The organism is Telluria sp. RB2R28, from assembly GCF_059685835.1.
Genome location: NZ_JCASIK010000004.1, coordinates 75,307 through 93,468, shown reverse-complemented (window position 1 = coordinate 93,468; position 18,162 = coordinate 75,307). Strand labels below are relative to the sequence as shown.

The 18,162-nt window shown below is 65.7% G+C and carries 17 protein-coding genes; 3 read left to right on the top strand and 14 right to left on the bottom strand.

Features of this window, described 5'->3' with window-relative positions; genetic code table 11:
- Positions 1 to 320: 320 nt before the first annotated feature.
- A complete protein-coding gene (locus AC56LV_RS16110) occupies positions 321 to 815 on the bottom strand; it encodes a hypothetical protein (protein ID WP_499503792.1) in 495 nt (164 codons plus the stop codon).
- A 144-nt stretch (positions 816 to 959) separates the two neighbouring features.
- Positions 960 to 2,372: an IgA Peptidase M64 gene (locus AC56LV_RS16105; protein ID WP_499559058.1), complete on the bottom strand. Its 1,413-nt coding sequence runs from the start codon at positions 2,370 to 2,372 to the stop codon at positions 960 to 962.
- Between the two features lie 153 nt (positions 2,373 to 2,525).
- Here AC56LV_RS16105 and AC56LV_RS16100 point away from each other — a divergent pair, with 153 nt between their 5' ends.
- Positions 2,526 to 3,557 carry an alpha/beta fold hydrolase gene (locus AC56LV_RS16100; protein ID WP_499559056.1) on the top strand — a complete coding sequence of 344 codons (1,032 nt, stop codon included), beginning with the start codon at positions 2,526 to 2,528 and terminating at the stop codon, positions 3,555 to 3,557.
- 4 nt (positions 3,558 to 3,561) lie between these two features.
- On the opposite strand, the gene AC56LV_RS16095 is transcribed toward AC56LV_RS16100, so the two are convergent.
- Together AC56LV_RS16095 and AC56LV_RS16090 are read right to left on the bottom strand one after the other, a co-directional pair.
- Positions 3,562 to 4,806, bottom strand: a complete 1,245-nt coding sequence (locus tag AC56LV_RS16095; RefSeq protein WP_499559054.1) for a cyanophycinase — start codon at positions 4,804 to 4,806, stop codon at positions 3,562 to 3,564.
- A 67-nt stretch (positions 4,807 to 4,873) separates the two neighbouring features.
- Positions 4,874 to 5,311 (bottom strand): GNAT family N-acetyltransferase, encoded by a 438-nt coding sequence (locus tag AC56LV_RS16090; protein WP_499559686.1) that lies wholly within the window; start codon positions 5,309 to 5,311, stop codon positions 4,874 to 4,876.
- Between the two features lie 199 nt (positions 5,312 to 5,510).
- Here AC56LV_RS16090 and argH point away from each other — a divergent pair, with 199 nt between their 5' ends.
- Positions 5,511 to 6,908 (top strand): argininosuccinate lyase, encoded by a 1,398-nt coding sequence (gene argH / locus AC56LV_RS16085; protein WP_499559052.1) that lies wholly within the window; start codon positions 5,511 to 5,513, stop codon positions 6,906 to 6,908.
- A gap of 76 nt (positions 6,909 to 6,984) precedes the next feature.
- Entirely contained in the window at positions 6,985 to 7,650 is a 666-nt protein-coding gene (locus tag AC56LV_RS16080) for an HAD-IA family hydrolase (RefSeq protein ID WP_499559050.1), read from the top strand.
- Positions 7,651 to 7,757: 107 nt separating this feature from the next.
- Here the strand turns inward: AC56LV_RS16080 and paaZ are convergent, their stop codons facing one another.
- From paaZ to paaC, 10 genes are read right to left on the bottom strand one after another with little or no spacing between them, the layout of a single operon-like run.
- Positions 7,758 to 9,830 (bottom strand): phenylacetic acid degradation bifunctional protein PaaZ, encoded by a 2,073-nt coding sequence (gene paaZ, locus AC56LV_RS16075; protein ID WP_499559048.1) that lies wholly within the window; start codon positions 9,828 to 9,830, stop codon positions 7,758 to 7,760.
- A 16-nt stretch (positions 9,831 to 9,846) separates the two neighbouring features.
- Positions 9,847 to 10,446 (bottom strand): phenylacetic acid degradation protein PaaY, encoded by a 600-nt coding sequence (locus AC56LV_RS16070; RefSeq protein ID WP_183556256.1) that lies wholly within the window; start codon positions 10,444 to 10,446, stop codon positions 9,847 to 9,849.
- Positions 10,447 to 10,450: 4 nt separating this feature from the next.
- Complete coding sequence (pcaF, locus tag AC56LV_RS16065; RefSeq protein WP_499559046.1) at positions 10,451 to 11,653, bottom strand: 3-oxoadipyl-CoA thiolase; 1,203 nt, start codon at positions 11,651 to 11,653, stop codon at positions 10,451 to 10,453.
- Positions 11,654 to 11,667: 14 nt separating this feature from the next.
- Positions 11,668 to 12,981, bottom strand: a complete 1,314-nt coding sequence (gene paaK / locus AC56LV_RS16060) for a phenylacetate--CoA ligase PaaK (RefSeq protein WP_499559045.1) — start codon at positions 12,979 to 12,981, stop codon at positions 11,668 to 11,670.
- 18 nt (positions 12,982 to 12,999) lie between these two features.
- Entirely contained in the window at positions 13,000 to 13,449 is a 450-nt protein-coding gene (gene paaI / locus AC56LV_RS16055) for a hydroxyphenylacetyl-CoA thioesterase PaaI (protein ID WP_499559044.1), read from the bottom strand.
- Entirely contained in the window at positions 13,442 to 14,968 is a 1,527-nt protein-coding gene (gene paaH / locus AC56LV_RS16050) for a 3-hydroxyacyl-CoA dehydrogenase PaaH (protein ID WP_499559043.1), read from the bottom strand. The genes paaI and paaH overlap by 8 nt, the downstream gene beginning before the upstream one ends.
- A gap of 2 nt (positions 14,969 to 14,970) precedes the next feature.
- Positions 14,971 to 15,762 carry a 2-(1,2-epoxy-1,2-dihydrophenyl)acetyl-CoA isomerase PaaG gene (gene paaG, locus AC56LV_RS16045; RefSeq protein WP_499559041.1) on the bottom strand — a complete coding sequence of 264 codons (792 nt, stop codon included), beginning with the start codon at positions 15,760 to 15,762 and terminating at the stop codon, positions 14,971 to 14,973.
- Between the two features lie 34 nt (positions 15,763 to 15,796).
- A complete protein-coding gene (paaE, locus tag AC56LV_RS16040; protein ID WP_499559039.1) occupies positions 15,797 to 16,873 on the bottom strand; it encodes a 1,2-phenylacetyl-CoA epoxidase subunit PaaE in 1,077 nt (358 codons plus the stop codon).
- Positions 16,874 to 16,881: 8 nt separating this feature from the next.
- Entirely contained in the window at positions 16,882 to 17,394 is a 513-nt protein-coding gene (paaD, locus tag AC56LV_RS16035) for a 1,2-phenylacetyl-CoA epoxidase subunit PaaD (protein WP_258835995.1), read from the bottom strand.
- Positions 17,394 to 18,146 (bottom strand): 1,2-phenylacetyl-CoA epoxidase subunit PaaC, encoded by a 753-nt coding sequence (gene paaC, locus AC56LV_RS16030; RefSeq protein WP_499559037.1) that lies wholly within the window; start codon positions 18,144 to 18,146, stop codon positions 17,394 to 17,396. The genes paaD and paaC overlap by 1 nt, the downstream gene beginning before the upstream one ends.
- Positions 18,147 to 18,162 lie beyond the last annotated feature (16 nt).

Sequence of the window (18,162 nt, the reverse complement as noted above, 5' to 3'; positions counted from 1 at the left end):
GCTGGGGTCAGGTCTGACATTCGGACACGACCTCAGCTGCGCCATTTCCCCAGCCGGGGTCAGGTCTGACATTCGGACACGACCTCAGCTATGCCATTCTGAATGGTATTTTGCCCCAGTATTAGCATGGCGCGGTGCCAGCTAGTTTTGACTACCGGACTGTCGAGATCGTGTCCGAATGTCAGACCTGACCCCCGCTTTTCCAGCTAGTTTTGACTACCGGACTGTCGAGATCGTGTCCGAATGTCAGACCTGACCCCCCGCTTTTCCAGACGAAAAAAATGCCGGCTGAGCCGGCATTTTTCATTGGAGCTGTTTGCTTAGTTCTTTGCAGCAGCCTTGTGGACGTCAGCCTGGGCTTCAGCGCGGACCTGTTCGGTCTTGGCAGCAGCGGTTGCCTTGTCGGCAGCAGCGTCGACTTGCGCTTTCAGCACTTTCTCGTCAGCCTTGATCATCTTCTTCTCGGCCTTCAGGTTCGCGTCAGCCACTTTGCCTTCGGCCTTAGCCATTGCCTTGGCGCGGTCTTCCGGATCAGCTTTGGCGACGTTGGCAGCAGCGTCGGTGTGGGTCTTGACCAGCTTGGCGTGTGCATCGCCCTTGGCTTCGGTCGCCTTGGCCACGGTCTTGTTCAGCTTTTGGTCAGCCTTGACTGCAGCCTTGATTTCTTTTTGTTCGGCCTTGATGACGTCTTTTTCGGCGCTGGCTTCCGCCTTCACGATGCGGTTGTCCGCAGCGGTGGTGGTTGGGGCGGTGGTCTGGGCGTGAGCAGCGGTAACCATCAGGCCGGCGATAAGGGTTGCGATCAGTTTGTTCATGATGAGTTTCCTTTTGGTGGTCGCTGTACAAAGCGGGTTGCCCGTGCAGTCGTTGTTGTTTTTCAGTGATTCCAGAATACGGCTTCACCACCGTCCGGTCTGTTAGCCACCACACGCAGAAATTGTCAGAGTTGTAAGCAAAGATTACTGACGAACAGAACCCGCATACAAATCGATGATGTCCGTGACCCCGTCGCGGCACACCGGGCAGAACGCATCGCTGCGGTCGAACATCAGGCACTGCATCGCGGGCCGGTAGTAACCGCTGGCCTCATAGTTGGCACCTTCAAACGCGCCAACCGCGTGGCGGTGCGGCTGCCGGTCGAACAGCGCGTTGGTCTGTTTGAGGTCTTCATGGAACAAGGCGCTCATCTCCGACTCCGGCCGGCTGGCCTCGCGCAGTGCGGCGCGCTTTTTCTGGTAGGCGCGCGACGCGGCCTCGTATTCAGCCTTCGGCCATGGCGTCGGCAATGGCGTACCGGCCGTCACATGACGCTGCCATTTGAGCCTGGCCGGGTCACGCAGCGCCGTGACGTTCGGTTCCCACGGCTCCATGCGTCCGCTCGCTGCGGCGTAGGCCACCGGCGACGTGTAGTACTCGTCGGCCAGGCCCGCGAAGTGGTGACCAAACTCGTGCACGAACAGGTAGTCAGCCCAGTCATTGCTGGCTGCCGCGGTGCTGAACTGGCCGAAGATCCCGCCGCCGCCGTAGGTCTCGTTGTTGACCAGGATCTCGATGAATTCGTACGGCGCATGCTGGGCGATGTCGCGCAGTGCGCGGTTGTCAAGCGTGAGCACATAGCGCTCGCTCCCAAAAATGTCGTAGCGTGTGCCCAGCGCCGAGGCATGGTGTACACCGGTCGATGGCCGGCTGATGCCCGATTGCCCGGTCGGCACGGCCATCGCCCAGACATTGAAGTCCCTCGCCCGCTCCTTGAACGGCGAGACCGAAAACAGGTGCGCCGACAGGCGCCGCGCATCCTGCTCGAATTTTTTCATCTCTGCCTGCGTGTAGCCATCGCCCAGGATCAGCAGGTCGACCTTGTCGGGTGACGGGCCGCTGACCCGGATCGGGATCGGCTTGGCCGCCGCCGGCGGCTGGCGCTTGACCACGTCGGGTGCGTTCGGATCGACGTCGATGCTCCAGGCGACCGAAAACTGGTTGCGCTCGTCGCGCTTCAGGATGCGCACGCGCACCGGCTGCGCGAACTGGGGAAAGCGCACCGACTCGCTGAAACTGCGGCTGATGCGCCCTGCTTCCTCGGTCGTGCGCCACTCGCCGAACACGGTGGAGAAACCGCGCGAGTACAGCACGTCGCCCGTTTTCGGATCGACCACTTCGACGCGGTTCTGGCCACGGTTGGTGTCGTCCAGATTGCGCGCGGCGCTACCGGGCCAGGGAAGCGGCTCGATGACGACGCGTTCGATCGCGTAGTTGTCCGCCAGCGCATTGCCGCTGTGCGTGTAGTCCAGGCGGACCGTGGCCGGCTGCGCGGCGTGGGCGAGTGAAGCGAACGCGCCAAGCAGCAGCGCAGCAAAGGAGTGAAACAGGCGCATCGCGAATCCCCGACAAGTAGATCGCGCTATTCTAAGCCCGCCGCGACCTGCAGCGACGCCGTCACCTGTCAGATGTGCCAGGCCAGGACGATTGACCCGGCCGGACAGCCACGCCACAATCGACCTGGTCACCCTTGTCGAACCGGAGTTCCGATGTTCCGCCTGCGCGCCTGCCTTGTCGTTCCGCTGTTCAGTGCCTGCCTGGCCCACGCCGCCCCGGCCTGCAAGCCCGGCCAGCCGGTCGACGAAAGCGGCTTCGTGGAGATCGGCGGCATCGCACAGTGGGTCACCGTCAGCGGCGACGACTGTGCCAATCCGGTGCTGCTGTACGTGCATGGCGGCCCTGGCAATCCGACTTCTGTGTTTGGCGCCGGCCCGTATGCGTCGTGGCGCAAGCACATCACGCTGGCGCAATGGGATCAGCGCGGCAGCGGCATGACCTGGGGCCGTCACCGCCCTGGCGAGGACGTCCCCTTGCGCATCGAACAGCTGCGCGACGATGGCCTCGACGTGGCGCGCTATCTGACGCAGCGTTTCGGCAGGGACAAGGTGATCCTGCTGGGCAGCTCGTGGGGCTCGATGATCGGCGCCCACATGGCCAAGGAGAAGCCAGGACTGTTCTGCGCCTATGTCGGCGTGGCCCAGCTGGTGGGTTACCGGGACAATGCCACGTCATGGAGCACGGTCATTGCCCGCGCTAGAAAGGCGAATGACACTGCCACCGTCACGCAACTGGAGGCGCTCGGCCCGCCGCCCTGGACCAATCCGCGCAACTTCGGCATCGTGCGGCGCGCCGTGCGCAAGTACGAGGCGCCCAACATCGATCCGACGCCGCCATCCTGGTTCGAGGTGCTGCCTTTGTATGCTTCGCCGCAGGCGAAGGCCGACTACACCGAGGGCGAGGATTATTCGTTCCTGAAGTTCGTCGGCTGGAAAGGCGATGGCATGGCGTCCACGATGGACCTGTACCGCCTGGGCACGCGCTACGAGCTGCCGGTCTATCTGGTGCAGGGAACTGAAGACCTGCTGACCGAGCCGAAGGTCACGCGCCGCTTCTTCGAAGCCATCACGGCGCCGGAGAAGGCACTGGTCGAGGTGCCGCGCGCCGGCCACGATCCGAACGGCCCGCTGATCGATGCACAGCGCCAGGTGCTGGCCGGGCGGCTGCAGTGGCGCTGCGACTGAGCGTTCATCGGTACTGATACAGCGGCCGTTGCACCACGATCGGCCTAATATCGAGCCGCACGTTGTAGACCGAATAGGCTTCGCTGTACGCCGACTGGTAGCCGACCGTCTCGTTCACGCGACCGAGCTTGAACTCGAAGCCCAGGTCGGGCCGGTCGGCATTCGGGCTGTCGAGTGACAGGCCGATCGCATCCGGCTGGTCGCTGTCGACCAGCTTGGACATCAGGTCGACCACCGTGCCGTTGCCGAGGATATCGGCCGAGAACAGCGGCCCGCGCCAGTACGGCTTGTTGGCATCGAGCTTGCCGCGCACTTTCTCGGGCGCCGGCGTGAACACCTTGCTGTCCAGGTTGAAGCGGTCGCCGTTATCCAGATAGCTCAGGCGGCCATTACTGAGGTTGAAGGTGCCGTCGCGCGTGGCGGCGTTGCTCAGGTCAACCAGCAGCGCACCGCGATAGCCAAGCACTTCGACGTCGCGCTTCGGCCCCACCACCATCGCCGTGTTTTCGTCGATGCCAAGGCCGATGTTGTAGCCCTTGGCCAGCATCGCCGGCAGCATGCGCGCAAAGCGCCCGCGCACCAAGAGGTGCTGGTCGATGAAGACGTCGTCGCCGATGAAGCCCAGGCCGCGCGTGATCTGGCGACCATCGGCCACGCCGTGCTGGAGCGTGCCCAGCACCGAACGCGGATGGCCGAACATCGTGGCGCTCATGATGGCGGCGCCGGCGCTCGAGCCGGCGATGACGCCGCCGCGCCGGTACATGTCCCACAGCGCATCGAGCAGTTGCGTGTTGCTGCCATCGGGCCGGCGCAGCGCGTTCGTGATGCGCGCCTGATCGCCACCCGAGAAGTAGGCGCCGCCGGCCGAACGCACTGCCTCGACCAGCGCCGGATCTTCGGCTGCGGCGCGCACGTCGGAACCGTCGAGGCGTTCGGCAACGGGGACGAAGAAGGCGTTGGCGCCATGCTGGTCCAGCCGTTCGATGAGATAGTTGCCAGCGCGCTCGGGGCTGGCCGAGGCCGAAGCGAACACCGCGATGCGGGCATTCTTGCCACCGGCAAGCTGCACGATGCGCGACCAGACGGCGTCGTTGTCATCGCGCAGCGCGCCACCAATGATGACGAGCGAGCCCTTCGGCTGCGGTAACGCTGGCATGGACGGCAACTCGGCGGCGTGGCTACTGATGCTGGCGACGACGCCCAGCGCAAGCGTGGCATGGACAACAAAACGGACGAAAAATTGGCACATGCGACTTCCCCCGATGAGTCATCAGCGTAAGCCTGATTCCAGTTTCACGTCGCCATGTTGAGTGCGCTCAGGATAAGTAGATGTTGGGAAAGTAACGCTCCATCAATGTCTCTGGATGCAACGGCGGGGTGAACCCGAAGCGTTCGTACAAGCCGTGGCAATCCGATGTGGCCAGCGTGAAGCGGCGTAATTGCTGCAGGCTGGGATGCCGCATCACCACACCGATCAATTGCTTGCCATAACCACAGCCACGCGATTCCGGCACGACGAACACGTCCACCAGGTTGGCGAAGGTGGAAAAATCGGTGATCACGCGCGCAAAGGCGATCTGGCGACCATCGAGGTAGCCGCCAAAGCACAGCGAGTTTTCAATGGCGCGCTCGACGACGGGCCGCGAAATCCCCACCGCCCAGGTGGACTGCTCGCTGAGAAAACGGTAGATCATTGGAATGTCGAGACGGGTCTGGTCGGTGCTGACCTCGAAGCTGGAATCGTTCGTCATCATGGCCTGGACAAGGTGACAAAAAGTCATTCTAGCGCCGATTGGTACCAACGCAAGCGGCGATGTGGCGTGCCGCACCGGATTTCGCCAGGCCCCGCATGGAAGCCTGTCCGCAAGCCTGCCTGCGAGCCCGGGCAGCCATGCCGCATGGCACACGGGCAGCGCAGTTTATAATCAAGGGATCCCCAACCGGAATCCCACCATGACCGAACAATTCTCCAAAAAAGCCGAAGCCTGGTCTGCCCGCTTCTCCGAACCTGTATCGGATCTCGTCAAGCGCTACACCGCATCGGTCTTCTTCGACAAACGCCTGGCCCCGCACGACATCGAGGGCTCGCTGGCGCATGCCGAGATGCTGGCCGCCCAAGGCATCATCAGCGAGCACGACCGCGCTGAAATCGAACGCGGCATGACGCAGATCCGGGCCGAGATCGACGCCGGTACCTTCGAATGGCTGCTCGACCTTGAAGACGTGCACCTGAACATCGAAAAACGCCTGACCGAACTGGTGGGCGACGCCGGCAAGCGCCTGCACACGGGCCGCTCGCGCAACGACCAGGTCGCAACCGACATTCGCCTGTACGTGCGCGCCGCGATTGACGACATCGTCACGCTGCTCGCCAGCCTGCGCGGCGCACTGACCGACCTGGCCGAACGCCACGCCGACACGATCATGCCGGGCTTCACGCACCTGCAGGTAGCCCAACCGATCACCTTTGGCCACCACATGCTGGCCTACGTCGAAATGTTCGGCCGCGATGCCGAGCGCATGCTCGACGCGCGCCGCCGCGTGAACCGCCTGCCGTTGGGCGCCGCCGCACTGGCCGGCACCACCTTCCCGATCGACCGCCTGCGCGTGGCCAAAACGCTCGGCTTCGACGACGTGTGCCACAACTCCCTCGATGCAGTGTCAGACCGCGACTTCGCGATCGAGTTCACGGCCGCCGCATCGATTCTGATGATGCACATCTCGCGCATGTCCGAAGAACTGGTCATGTGGATCAGCCCGCGCATCGGCTTCATCGACATCGCCGACCGCTTCTGCACCGGCTCGTCGATCATGCCACAAAAGAAGAACCCGGACGTGCCGGAGCTCGCGCGCGGCAAGACCGGCCGCGTGTATGGCCACCTGATTGGCCTGCTGACCCTGATGAAAGGCCAGCCGCTGGCCTACAACAAGGACAACCAGGAAGACAAGGAACCGCTGTTCGACACGATCGACACCGTGATGGACACGCTGCGCATCTTCACTGACATGGCCTCGGGCATCACGGTCAAGGCCGAGAACATGCGTTCGGCAGCGCTGCAGGGCTATGCCACGGCGACCGACCTGGCCGACTACCTCGTCAAGCGCGGCCTGCCATTCCGCGACGCCCACGAAGCGGTGGCGCATGCCGTGCGCGCCTGCGACGATGCCGGTTGCGACCTGTCCGAGATGTCGCTCGAGACGCTGCAGACGTTCTCGCCGCTGATCGAAGAGGACGTGTTCGCGGTGCTCACGCTCGAAGGTTCGGTGGCCGCGCGCGACCACGTGGGCGGCACCGCGCCGAACCAGGTCCGCATCGCCATCGAGCGCGTACGCAAGCAGCTGGCCGAGTAATTTCACACCCCTGGAGCGGGCTGGCGCTGTTGCAGCGCCGGCCCGCTTTTCCACGCCTTTTTAGATTGATGACGCCATGACCGCACTGCCCGCACGCGACTACGCCGCCTTCCTGTTCGACATGGACGGCACCATCCTGACATCGATCATCGCCGCCGAGCGGGTCTGGGCCGACTGGGCGCGCAGCCACGGGCTGGACGTCGACGTGTTCCTGCCGACGATCCACGGCAAGCGCAGCGTCGACACCGTGCGCGGCCTGGGCCTGCCGGACATCGACGCGGAAGCAGAAGCGCACCGCATCACGCTGGCCGAGATCGACGACGTCGACGGCATCGAAGCGATTGCCGGCGTGGCTGCTTTCCTGGCCACGCTGCCAGCGGAGCGCTGGGCGATCGTGACGTCGGCGCCGCGCGCGCTGGCGCAGGCGCGTATCGCCGCAGCCGGCCTGCCGCTGCCGCCGGTACTGGTCGCGGCGGAAGACGTCAAGCACGGCAAGCCGGCGCCGGACCCGTTTTTGCTCGGCGCCGAGAAGCTGGGCATGCGCCCGGAAGAATGCCTCGTGTTCGAAGACACGCTGGCCGGCTTGCAATCGGCCGCCGCCGCCGGCATGGACAGTGTGATGGTCACCGCCACGCACAAGCATCCGGTCGAGACCGACGTGACGGGCGTGCCGGATTACGATGATTTGCGGGCGATTCGTACGGGTGAAGGCTTGCTGCAGCTGCAGCGTACGCGCTCGTAATTTTTTCAAGCCGTTCGACGCATGTTGAACGCGTGGATGGGAGACCCATCCACCCTATGATCCGTGGCACTGCGTAGGGTGGACGTGTTTCACGTCCACGCGTTCAATCAATGCAAAGACGATTCGTCCACTGCGCGCTTCTGCACCAGCGTCAAAATGTCATAACTGGCCACCAGCTCATCGCGCTGGTTGGTCACCTGCACATCCCACGCCACCACGCCCTGCCCCCGGCCCTGTTCATCCGTGCGGTTGCGATCGACCTTGCGCTTGCACGTCAGGCGCGCGCGGATCGTGTCGCCGATCGCCACGGGCGCCACGAAGCGCAGATTGTCCAGCCCATAATTGGCCAGCACCGGCCCTGGCGCCGGCGAGACAAACAGGCCCGCGGCTGCCGACAGCACGAAGTAACCGTGCGCGATGCGCTGCCCGAACTGCGTGTCCTTCGCCGCGATGGCATCGAAGTGCATGTAGAAGTAGTCGCCCGAAACGCCGCCAAAGTTGACGATATCGGCCTCGCTCACCGTGCGCCGGTGCGTCAGCAGCGAGTGCCCGACTTCCAGGTCCTCGAAATGCCGGCGGAACGGATGCAGGTCGCTTTCCTTGACCGCGCCGCCGCGCACGTATTCGCCCGTAACGGCGCCGAGCATCGTGGGCGAACCCTGCACCGCCGCGCGCTGCAGGAAGTGCTTCACGGCCCGGATACCGCCCAGTTCTTCGCCGCCACCGGCGCGCCCAGGCCCGCCGTGTTTCAGTTGCGGCAGCGGCGAGCCATGGCCGGTGCTGTCCACCGCCGCCTCGCGATCAAGAATCAGCACACGGCCGTGTGACGCCGCCACGATCGGCACCGCATACGCGGCCAGCGCCGGATCTTTCGTGGCAAAGGTGGTCACCAGGCTGCCCTTGCCGCGCGCCGCCAGCTCGAGCGCTTCGTCGATGTCGGTGTAGGTCATCAGGGTGCTGACCGGGCCGAAGGCTTCCACGTCGTGCACGGCGTCGTTGACCATCGCATTGCGGCACAACAGCAGCGTGGGCGAGAAGAAGGCGCCGCTGGCGACGTTCTCGCCCACCGGCTTGAACCCGTCGCGCGCACCGAACAGCACCTCGTTGCCGCGCGCGAGCAGCTCGACCCGCGCGCTCACGTCACGGTGCTGGTCCATCGAGGCGAGTGCACCCATGCGTACCCCCTCCACCTTCGGGTCGCCCACCGTGATCTTCGCCAGGCGATCGCGCAGCCGCTCGCCGACCGCGTCGACCAGCGCTTCCGGCACGATCACGCGCCGGATCGCCGTGCACTTCTGGCCCGCCTTGCCGGTCATCTCGCGCGCGACTTCCTTGATGAACAGGTCGAACTCGGGATCGGATGGCGTCACGTCGGGTGCCAGCACCGCGCAATTGAGCGAATCGGCTTCGGCGGTAAACGGCACCGAGGCGCGGATCAGGTTTCCGTTCGCGCGCAGCATCGCGGCCGTGTCGGCCGAGCCGGTGAACGTGACGGCGTCGAAGCCGCCGAGGCGATCGAGCAGGTCGCCCGTGCTGCCGATCACGAGCTGCAGCGCGCCATCGGGCAGCAGGTTCGAGTCCACCATCATCTTGACCACCGCGTGGGTCAGGTAGCTGGTGGCGGTGGCCGGCTTGGCGATGCACGGCATCGCGGCCAGAAAGCTCGGCGCAAATTTTTCGAGCAAGCCCCAGATCGGGAAGTTGAAGGCGTTGATGTGCACCGCCACACCGCCCCGCGGTACCAGGATATGGGTGCCCGCAAAGCCGCCCCGCTTTCCCAGCGCGATGGCCGGGCCTTCGTGCAGCACGTTCGACGACGGCAGCTCGCGCGAGCCCATGCTGGCGTAGGCGAACAGCGTGCCGATGCCGCCTTCGACGTCGACCCAGCTGTCCTGGCGCGTTGCGCCGGTCAGGTGGGAGATGGCATACAGTTCTTCCTTGCGCTCCATCAGGTACAGCGCGAGCGCTTTCAGCGCGGCGGCGCGCTCCTGGAATGTCTGGCGCATCAGCGCCTTGACGCCCGTCTTGCGCGCAAAGGTGAGCGCTTCGTCGAAGTCGATCTTCTCGGCGTGCGTGTGATAGATCAGGGTGCTGTCGAGCGCGCTGTGCAGCGGCGTATGCGATGCGGCGCCGTGCCAGCGGCCGGCGATCAGGCTTTGCAGTGTCGGGATGTGGCCCATAAGGTCTCCAGTAGGTTCAGGACTTCGGCGTGTGCAGCGCGCTCGTGTCGAAAGCAATGCGGCCACGGTCCGGCGCCACGGCGGTGTCGGCATCGACTTCGCGCATCGTCTGCAGCGAGCGCACGGCCAGCTCGTGGTACTGGCGTGTGCCGAAACTCTTCCACGCGACGTCGTCGTCGCTCAAGGCGCGCACCACCTTGGCCGGCGTGCCCATGACCATCGAGCGCGGCGGGATGACCATCCCGGCTTTCACGAAGCTCATCGCGGCGACGATCGATTCCGCGCCGACGACGGCCTTGTCCATCACCACCGCGTTCATGCCGACCATCGCATTGCGCCCGACGCGGCAGCCATGCAGCACGGCGCCGTGGCCGATGTGGCCATCGACTTCGACGACCGTGTCTTCCAACGGAAAGCCGTGCATGACGCACGAATCCTGCAAGTTGGCGCCTTCTTCGAGGATCAGGCGCCCGAAGTCGCCGCGCAGGCTGGCGCACGGGCCGATATAGCAGCGCGGGCCGACGATCACGTCGCCGATCAGCACGGCGGAAGGATGCACATAGGCGCTCGGATGCACGACGGGCCGCACACCATCGATTTCGTAGACTTTGACCATTCGGCTAGACCCGCTCGACGATCAGGGCGATGCCCTGGCCGACGCCGATGCACATCGTGCACAGCGCGTAGCGCCCGCCCGTGCGGTGCAGCTGGTTCACGGCGGTCATGACGAGGCGTGCACCGGACGCGCCCAGCGGATGGCCCAGCGCGATCGCGCCGCCGTTCGGGTTCACGTGCGCCGCATCGTCCGGCACGCCCAGGTCGCGCAGCACGGCCAGACCCTGCGCGGCAAAGGCCTCGTTCAATTCGATCACGTCCATCTGGTCCAGCGTCAAGCCCGTCTGCGCCAGCAGCTTCCTGACAGCGGGCGCCGGGCCGAAGCCCATGATGCGCGGCGCCAGGCCGACGGTCGCCATGCCGATCACGCGGGCGCGCGGGGCCAAGCCGTGGCGCGCTGCGGCCTCGCCAGAGGCCAGCAGCAGCGCGCAGGCGCCGTCGTTCAGGCTCGAGGCGTTGCCGGCGGTGACCGAGCCGTCCGGGCTCACCACGCCCTTCAACTTCGCCAGCGCCTCAATGCTGGAATCGGCGCGCGGCTGTTCGTCGGTGTCGACGATGCGCGTTTCCTTCTTGCCCTGGAGTGTGACCGGCACGATCTCGTCCTTGAAGACGCCAGCGGCATGCGCCTGCGCCCAGCGCTGCTGGCTGCGCAGCGCGAACGCATCCTGATCGGCGCGGCTCACATTGAATTCGCGCGCCACGTTTTCGGCCGTTTCGGGCATCGAGTCGATGCCGTACTGCGCCTTCATGCGCGGATTGACGAAGCGCCAGCCGAGCGTCGTGTCCTCGATTTTTGCGGCGCGCGAAAACGCGCTGTCGGCCTTGCCCATGACGAACGGCGCGCGCGTCATGCTCTCGACGCCGCCCGCGATCACCAGCTGCGCTTCGCCGGCCTTGATCGCGCGCGCCGCGGTGCCGATGGCGTCCATGCCGGAGCCGCACAGGCGGTTGATCGTGTTGGCCGGCACGTCCTGCGGCAGCCCGGCCAGCAGCGCGGCCATGCGGCCGACGTTGCGGTTGTCTTCGCCCGCCTGGTTCGCGCAGCCGTAGAACAGGTCGTCGACCTGGGTCCAGTCCACGCCGGGGTTACGGGCCATCAGCGCGGCGATGGGCAGCGCGGCCAGGTCGTCGGCGCGCACGGTCGAGAGCAGCCCGCCGTAGCGGCCGAAGGGCGTGCGGATTGCATCGCAGATGAAAGCGTCAAGCATGCTGGTTTCCTTGTTCATTGTTTGGGACGGCCGTCGACCACGCGCCGGGCTTTGCCGGTCAGCGTGCGCTCGATGCCTTGCGGCGGCAACAGGCGCACACGCGTGGTCACGCCGACATAGGTCTTGATGCAGTGCTGCAGTTCGCGCGCCTGCGTCTCCACGGCGTCAGGCGCAAGCCGCGTATCGCGCAGCTCGCACAGCACCTCGAGCGTGTCGAGATGGCCGTCGCGCGCCACGACCAGCTGATAATGCGGCGCCAGCGCCGGCATGCGCAGCACCAGTTCCTCGATCTGGCTGGGGAACACGTTCACGCCGCGGATGATCAGCATGTCGTCCGAGCGCCCCGTGATGCGGCCCATGCGGCGCATCGCGCGCGAGGTCGGGGGCAGCAGGCGTGTCAGGTCGCGCGTGCGGTAACGGATGATCGGCAGCGCTTCCTTGGTCAGCGACGTGAATACCAGCTCGCCCTCTTGCCCATCGGGCAGCACCTCGCCCGTGTCGGGGTCGATGATCTCGGGGTAGAAATGGTCTTCCCAGATCACCGGGCCATCCTTGCTCTCGATGCATTCGCTGGCCACGCCCGGGCCCATTACTTCGGACAGGCCGTAGATGTCGACCGCATCGATGCCGGCGCGCGCCTCGATCTCGCGCCGCATCGCATCGGTCCACGGTTCGGCGCCGAAGATGCCGACCTGCAGCGACGACGCTGCAGGGTCGAGCCCCTGGCGCGTGAATTCCTCGACGATGTTGAGCATGTATGACGGCGTGACCATGATGATCGACGGCTTGAAGTCGCAGATCAGCTGCACCTGTTTTTCGGTCTGCCCACCCGACATCGGCACGACCGTGCAACCGAGGCGTTCGGCGCCGTAGTGCGCACCCAGGCCGCCGGTGAACAGGCCGTAGCCGTAGGCGATGTGCACCAGGTCGCCCCGGCGCCCGCCGGCGGCGCGGATCGAACGCGCCACGATGTTCGCCCAGGTGTCGATATCGTTCTGCGTGTAGCCAACGACGGTGGGCTTGCCGGTGGTGCCGGACGACGCATGCACGCGCACCACCTGCTCGCGCGGCACGGCGAACATCCCGAACGGGTAGTTGTCGCGCAGGGCTTTCTTTTCGGTGAACGGAAATTTCGCCAGGTCGGCCAGCGTCTTGACATCGGCCGGATGCACGCCGGCGGCATCGAACGCGGCGCGGTAGTGCGGCACGTTGTCATACGCGTGCTGCAGCGTCCATTGCAGGCGTTGCAGTTGCAGCGCCTGCAATTCGTCGCGGCTGGCGCGCTCGATCGGTTCCAGGTCGCCCGCTGCGGGAAGGTGTTGGACCATCTGTCGACTCCTTGTGGTTCAGGCGTCCACGGGCGCCACGGTGCCGCTGATGCGATGCGATTTGCCGCGAAACAGCGCGATGGTGCGCCCGTCCGCGGTCTTCACCGTGACGTCGTAGACGCCGGTTTTGCCCTGCAGCGCCTGCTCGGTGGCTTCGGCCACCAGCACGTCGCCAGCGCGGCTAGGAGCGAGATAATCGATCGTGCAGCCGGCGCCCACGGTGCTGAGGTTGTGCGAGTTGCAGGCGAACGCAAAGGCGCTGTCGGCCAGCATGAAGATGTAGCCGCCGTGGCAGGTCGCATGCCCGTTGAGCATGTCGGCGCGCACGGTCATCGTCATGCGCGCATAACCGGGGCGGATTTCATCCAGCACCATGCCCAGCGCCTGGCTGGCCGGGTCGCGTTCGAACATCGTGCGCCCGGCCAGCTCGGCGAGCGCCTGTGCGTTCTGATCCTGACCATCATGCATGAAAGCGCGCCCCCTGCGGATCGGCAGCCAGCTTGCGGCGCAGCAGCGGCGAGACGCGGTAGCGGTCTTCGCCATACGTCGCGGCCAGATTCGACAGCACGGTCACGACCTGCCCCATGCCGATCGCATCCAGCCAGGCCAGCGGCCCGCGCGGATAATTCACGCCCTTCTGCATTGCGATGTCCACGGCGCGCGCGCTGCACACGCCCTGGTGCACAGCGTCGGCCGCTTCGTTGGCCAGCATCGCCACCGTGCGCATCACGGCCAGGCCGGGGATGTCGTCCAGGCGCGTGACGACGAAGCCGGCAGCCTGGAACAGGCCGACCGCAGCCTTCCAGGCTTCATCGCTGCACCCGTCAGCGCGTGCGAGCGCGATGCGCGGCGCCGTGGCCGCATCGAACAGCAGGTCGAACACGATCGTGTCCCGCCCGTTGTCCGCCTGCGCGCGCTCGGTGGCGCTGCGCCCGTCAGTGAGATGGATCGCCGCACCGCCGCAGTACAGGCCCGGTGCGGCTTCGATCTCGGTCAGCTCGATGCCGGAAGCCTGCAGCCGCGCGACAAGCGCATCGACGCTGCCGGGCGCACCCGCGTACTTGACCGCCGCTGGCCGGTCGCAGGCAGCTTCGGACTGCACGACCGGCGTTTCCACACCGTCGCCATAGCGATAGAACCCGCGCCCCGTCTTGCGGCCTAAATAACCCGCGTTGACCAGCTCCTGCTGCAGCACCGATGGCGTGAAGCGCGGGTCGCCAAAGTACGCCGCGAACACCGACTGCGTGACCGAGAAATTGACGTCATGCCCGATCAGGTCCATCAGCTCGAAGGGTCCCATGCGAAAACCGCCGCACTCGCGCATGACGGCGTCGAACGTGGCAACGTCGCCCGCCTGTTCGAGCAGCAGGCGCAGGGCTTCGCCATAGAACGGGCGAGCCACGCGGTTGACGATGAAGCCGGGGGTGGACTTGGCATGCACGGGGCTTTTGCCCCATTTCTCGGCGGTCGCGTACACGACCTGCGCGACATCGCGCCCCGTCGCCAGGCCGCTCACCACTTCCACCAGCGCCATCAGCGGCGCCGGATTGAAGAAATGCATGCCGACCAGGCGTTCGGGATTCGCCAGTTGCGCGCCGATCGCTGTGACCGAAATCGATGACGTGTTGGTCGCCAGGATGCAGTCGCTGGCGACGACGGCTTCGAGTGCGGCAAACAGCGCGCGCTTGACCTGCAGGTCTTCGACGATGGCCTCGATGACCAGCACCGCACCGGATGCTTCGTGCAAGGCATCGATGCGGCGCAGGCGCTCGCGCGCGAGATCGGATTCGACGGCGCCCATGCGGCCCTTCGCGACCAGGCGCGCATAGGTGGCGCCGATCTGCGCGATGGCCTTGTCGGCGGCGCCGGTGCGGGTATCGAACAGCAGGACCTGATGGCCGGCCGTGGCCGCGACCTGGGCGATGCCGGCGCCCATCGCGCCGCTGCCGATGACGGCAATCGTCGAATGCGGTGGCAGTGACTGCATCCCTACTCCCCCTTGAAATGCGGCGCGCGCTTGGCCAGGAATGCGGCGACGCCTTCGCGGTAGTCGTGGCTGTTACCGAGTTCGCGCATCATGTCGGCTTCGAGCTGCAGCTGCTGTTCCAGCGTGTTGGCATAGCTGGCCTGAAAGGCGCGCTTGGTGAATGCCAGGCCCTTGGTCGGCGCGGTGGCAAAGTGTTTCGCCATGGCCAGGGCTTCGTCCATCAGCACGTCGTCCGGCACGCAGCGCCAGATCAGGCCCCAGGCTTCGGCTTTTTCGGCGCTGAGTTTTTCGCCCAGCATGGCCAGGCCCATCGCGCGCGCGGGGCCGATCAGGCGCGGCAAATGCCAGGTGCCGCCGGTGTCCGGGATCAGGCCCAGTTTGCTGAAGGCTTCGATGAAGCTGGCCGATTTCGCGGCCAGCACGATGTCGCAGGCCAGCGCTAAATTAGCCCCGGCGCCGGCGGCCACGCCGTTGACGGCGCAGATGACGGGCATCGGCAGGTTCTTGAGCGTCAGCACGAGCGGCGCATAGAACTCCTCGACCGACGCGCCCAGATCGACACTGGGCGCACCCGGGTCGACGGCGCGGTCGGCCAGATCCTGGCCGGCGCAAAAGCCACGGCCGGCGCCGGTCAGCACCAGCACGCGCACGGACTGGTCGGCCTGCACGCGGGCAAGCGCATCGCGCACTTCGAGGTGCATGGCACGGGTGAAGCTGTTGAGGCGATCGGGGCGGTTCAGGGTCAGGACGGCGACGCCGCCTTCTACCTTGAACTGGATGCTGTCGTAGTTCATCGTGGTCTCCGTTTTTTGTTCTGGTGGCGCGCGGCTATTCGGCGATATCGAAGTCCACCACCACCTTGTCGGTCACCGGGAAACTCTGGCAGCTGAGCACGAACCCGCGCGCGACTTCATAGTCTTCCAGCGCGTAGTTCACGTCCATCTCCACTTCGCCAGCCAGCACCTTGCAGCGGCAGGTGGAACACACGCCGCCCTTGCACGAGTAGCGCATGTCGATGCCGGCGCGCAGGCCCGCGTCCAGCAGCGATTCGGTGTCCCGGTCCATCGTGAAGCTGGCGGCGCTGCCGTCCATGATCACGGTCACTTCGGTGTGCTGGCGCGCGCTGGCAGCAACCGCCCGCGGCGTGCGCTCGCGGGTGGGCGCGCTCGCGGCAAACAGCTCGATGCGGATCTGCTCTTTCGTCAACCCGGCTGACTGCAGCGCGCGTGAGACGCCATGCATCATGTCTTCGGGCCCGCAGATGAAGGCGACGTCGATCGCCTTGATGTCGATCCACTGGCGCAGGAACTGCGTGCACTTGTCTTCGGTGATGCGGCCGTTGAACAGTTCAATGTCCTGCTGCTCGCGGCTCATCACGTACACCAAACGCAGACGGTCCATGTACTGGTCTTTCAGGTCGGTGAGTTCGTCGCGAAACAGCACGCTCGACGAGGCGCGGTTGCCGTAGACGATCGTGAAGCGGCTGCCCGGTTCGGCCAGCAGCGTGGTCTTGACGATCGACAGGATCGGTGTGATCCCGCTGCCGGCGGCAAACGCCAGGTAGTGGCGGGCGCTGGCTGCGTCGAGCGGCACATTGAAGTTGCCGCTTGGTGGCATGACGTCGAGCTGCGCGCCCGGTTGCAGGCTGTCATTGGCCCAGCTCGAGAACTGGCCGCCGGGCGTGCGCTTGATCGCCACGCGCAACTGGTCGTCCTGCACCGCCGAACAGATCGAGTACGAGCGGCGCACCTCGTCGCCATCGATCGTGGTGCGCAGCGTCAGGTACTGGCCCTGGCGGTAGGCGAAGGTCTCTTTCAATGCCGGCGGCACGTCGAACGTCACGCACACGGCGTCGCGCGTTTCGTGTTTCACCTTGCTGACGGTGAGGGGATGGAATTGGCTCATGCTGGGCTTTAATGACACTTGAAGTAATCGAACGGCTCGCGGCAATCGAGGCACTTGTAGAGCGCCTTGCACGGCGTCGAGCCGAATTCGCTGGTCAGCTGGGTGTGCGCCGAACCGCAGTGCGGGCAGCTCACGGCCGGCGCAGCGCGACGGCGGATGCCGGCGTGCAGGCCGCTGATGTCGATCGCCTGCTGCACGGGCGGCGCGATGCCGTAGCCGGTGAGGGCGGCCTTGCCGGCAGCGCTCATCCAGTCGGTGGTCCAGGCAGGCGCCAGGCGCGTCGCGATGCGCACGCGTTCGAGGCCATGCGCGCGCAGTGCGTCGCCCACGCTGTCGGCGATCACGGTCATGGCCGGGCAGCCCGAATACGTCGGCGTGATCGTGACCACCCACGTGTCGTCGTCCAGCGCCACGTCGCGCACGATACCCAGGTCGACGATCGAGATGACGGGGATTTCCGGATCGGCGACCTCGCCCAGCCAGGCCCAGACCTGCTCGACCGAAACGGCCAGCGCAGTCATCACCAGGCCGCGCCCGGATAGGCGCGCTGCAGGAACTGCATCTCGGCCAGGATGAAGCCGAGGCGCTCGCTGTGCCGGCCCTGCTTGCCGCCGCGCTGCATCCAGGCGTCGGGCGATGGCATGGTCAAGGTGGCTTCGGTGAATATCTCAGCCAGGTGGTTCAGATAAGCTTCGCGCAGCGGCCCGACGGCCGGCGCGACGCCCTGCGCCACCATCGCCTCGTCGACCGCGTCGTACAGGAACATCTCGCCGCTGTACATCCACAGGTCGTCCAGCGCGGTCTGCATCATCGCGTGGCTGGTGGCCGTGCCGTCGCCCAGGCGCACCACCAGGTCGCCGCTGCGGCGCAGGTGGTAGGTGACTTCCTTGAGCGACTTGGCTGCGATCTCGACGATGCGTGGGTCGCTCGAGCGGGTCAGGCCATCCATCAAAAAGTAATGCCACGCATCGAACAGGAACTGGCGCATGACGACGTCGGCATAACTGCCATTGGGCTGCTCGAGCAGGATGCAGTTGCGGTACTCGCCGCTGTCGCGCAGGAAGGCCAGGCGGTCTTCGTCGCGGCCCTGGCCTTCGAGTTCGGCAGCGTACGACAGCCACATGCGGGTCTGGCCCAGCAGGTCGAGCGCCACGTTCGACAGCGCCATGTCTTCTTCGAGCGCCGGTCCCTTGCCGCACAACTGGCACAGTTGCTGCGACAGGATCAGGGCGTTGTCGCCCTGGCGCAGCAGGTAGTCGATTTTTGCATCCATGGGATTGGTCTCCGGC

What these genes read in the sequence shown, in the direction of transcription:
- AC56LV_RS16110 (WP_499503792.1), bottom strand. Translation starts at nt 815, where the DNA reads ATGAACAAACTGATCGCAACCCTTATCGCCGGCCTGATGGTTACCGCT.
- AC56LV_RS16105 (WP_499559058.1), bottom strand. Translation starts at nt 2,372, where the DNA reads ATGCGCCTGTTTCACTCCTTTGCTGCGCTGCTGCTTGGCGCGTTCGCT.
- AC56LV_RS16100 (WP_499559056.1), top strand. Translation starts at nt 2,526, where the DNA reads ATGTTCCGCCTGCGCGCCTGCCTTGTCGTTCCGCTGTTCAGTGCCTGC.
- AC56LV_RS16095 (WP_499559054.1), bottom strand. Translation starts at nt 4,806, where the DNA reads ATGTGCCAATTTTTCGTCCGTTTTGTTGTCCATGCCACGCTTGCGCTG.
- AC56LV_RS16090 (WP_499559686.1), bottom strand. Translation starts at nt 5,311, where the DNA reads ATGATGACGAACGATTCCAGCTTCGAGGTCAGCACCGACCAGACCCGT.
- argH (WP_499559052.1), top strand. Translation starts at nt 5,511, where the DNA reads ATGACCGAACAATTCTCCAAAAAAGCCGAAGCCTGGTCTGCCCGCTTC.
- AC56LV_RS16080 (WP_499559050.1), top strand. Translation starts at nt 6,985, where the DNA reads ATGACCGCACTGCCCGCACGCGACTACGCCGCCTTCCTGTTCGACATG.
- paaZ (WP_499559048.1), bottom strand. Translation starts at nt 9,830, where the DNA reads ATGGGCCACATCCCGACACTGCAAAGCCTGATCGCCGGCCGCTGGCAC.
- AC56LV_RS16070 (WP_183556256.1), bottom strand. Translation starts at nt 10,446, where the DNA reads ATGGTCAAAGTCTACGAAATCGATGGTGTGCGGCCCGTCGTGCATCCG.
- pcaF (WP_499559046.1), bottom strand. Translation starts at nt 11,653, where the DNA reads ATGCTTGACGCTTTCATCTGCGATGCAATCCGCACGCCCTTCGGCCGC.
- paaK (WP_499559045.1), bottom strand. Translation starts at nt 12,981, where the DNA reads ATGGTCCAACACCTTCCCGCAGCGGGCGACCTGGAACCGATCGAGCGC.
- paaI (WP_499559044.1), bottom strand. Translation starts at nt 13,449, where the DNA reads ATGCATGATGGTCAGGATCAGAACGCACAGGCGCTCGCCGAGCTGGCC.
- paaH (WP_499559043.1), bottom strand. Translation starts at nt 14,968, where the DNA reads ATGCAGTCACTGCCACCGCATTCGACGATTGCCGTCATCGGCAGCGGC.
- paaG (WP_499559041.1), bottom strand. Translation starts at nt 15,762, where the DNA reads ATGAACTACGACAGCATCCAGTTCAAGGTAGAAGGCGGCGTCGCCGTC.
- paaE (WP_499559039.1), bottom strand. Translation starts at nt 16,873, where the DNA reads ATGAGCCAATTCCATCCCCTCACCGTCAGCAAGGTGAAACACGAAACG.
- paaD (WP_258835995.1), bottom strand. Translation starts at nt 17,394, where the DNA reads ATGACTGCGCTGGCCGTTTCGGTCGAGCAGGTCTGGGCCTGGCTGGGC.
- paaC (WP_499559037.1), bottom strand. Translation starts at nt 18,146, where the DNA reads ATGGATGCAAAAATCGACTACCTGCTGCGCCAGGGCGACAACGCCCTG.